The organism is Micromonospora sp. NPDC004704 (assembly GCF_053601675.1).
Genome location: NZ_JBSGCD010000080.1, coordinates 1 through 1,486 on the forward strand (window position 1 = coordinate 1; position 1,486 = coordinate 1,486).

1 protein-coding gene is annotated in these 1,486 nt (G+C 65.0%); it reads right to left on the reverse strand.

What is annotated here, in order from left to right:
* Positions 1 to 124 precede the first annotated feature (124 nt).
* A complete protein-coding gene (locus tag ACWEFB_RS38245; protein WP_452293108.1) occupies positions 125 to 1,315 on the reverse strand; it encodes an IS701 family transposase in 1,191 nt (396 codons plus the stop codon).
* Positions 1,316 to 1,486 lie beyond the last annotated feature (171 nt).

Consider the following 1,486-nt stretch of genomic DNA (forward strand, 5'->3'; position numbering starts at 1 on the left):
TACTCCAGCCGCATCTGCTGAATTTGGAGTCTTCGCTGGTAGTGGCTCACTTTGGCTCGGTATTGGTGGCGGCGACGCCACCATGACCATCGATAGATGTGATCCAGTGGTCGAGCCCGGGTGATCAGGTGTGCCAGGAGACGGCGGACCTCGCCGAGGGTAAGAGGGATGAGTCCCCGTCGGGCGGGTTCGGACCCCCTTTTTCCGCCTGGGCGGCGGTGACTGCGAGGTAGGCGTGGGCCACCATAACGAGTGTTATGTGCCGGTACCAGGCGTCGTAGCGACGCACCTGGTAGTGATCGAGCCCGACTTCGTTCTTCGCGGTCTGGAAGCATTCCTCGATCGCCCACCGGGCACCCGCGACCCGGATCAGTTCCTCATCCTTGGTGCCGGTCGGGCCGTGGCACAGGTAGTACGCCAACTCGTCCGGTCTGCTGATGCTGCGGCGGATCAGCAGCCATCGGGTGAGCCCGTGACCAGCGGTGCCGGTGTCGGGTAGGGACGCGACCGCCCAGTCATACATGCGTGGGCCTTTGACACCGTCTCCGCAGCTGCGTCGTTTCCAGGCCAAAGCAGGGGCATGGGCGGCGAGGAAGTCCGCCCGGGAACTACCCGTATCGGTGGGGACCTTCTGGCTGCGGGGCACGGCCAGGACGTAACCGATGTGGCGCTCCTGCAGCCAGAGGCGGAACTTCGAGTCCTGCCCGTACGCCTCGTCCGCGGTGACCCACCGCGCGGGCAGACCCGCGTCCAGCGCACGGCCGATCATCCGCAGGCCGAGGGCGGGTTTCGTCGCGAACACGACCGCCTTGCCGATCGCCGCCTCCTCGCGCCGAGCGGCATCGTCACACCACACCCGAGGCAGATACAGCTCCCGGTCGACCAGCGTGCGGCCCTTCACGGTGGCGTAGGCCAGGAATACTCCGAGCTGGCAGTTCTCGGTCCGTCCGGCGGTGCCCGAGTACTGGCGCTGCACCCCGGCCGACTTCACACCCTTCTTCAGAAACCCCGTCTCATCGACCACCAGCACACCGTCGTGTGCGCCCAATTGGTCGCTGACGTAACCACGCAGGTCATCACGGACGGCATCGGCATCCCACTCAGCTTTGTTCAGCAGCCGTTGCATCCGGTCGGGGGTCTTGTCTCCGGCGGCTTCCGCGAGGGTCCAACCGTTTTTGTCCGCCAAGGGCGACAACAGTCCGAGCAGGTAGCTACGGGCCTGCCGTCGAGGCTCAGCCCGCCCGAACCGGTACGCGAAGCGTGCCAGCAGGTCATCCAGACCCGACGACCAACCGGCAATCTCGTCGATCAACACAAGCAGAGAACATGCCTGTTCCTCGAACAGGAGCAGCAGACACCCCGTGCGACAGCACCCAGCCTCCCACCGAGAACATCGATGCACATCTGGTAGCTTTTTCACCGCCCGCCGAGCCAGAACCGGCACTGAGCTGCCAGAACACTCAATTCGCGAAACGCGGCTGGAGTA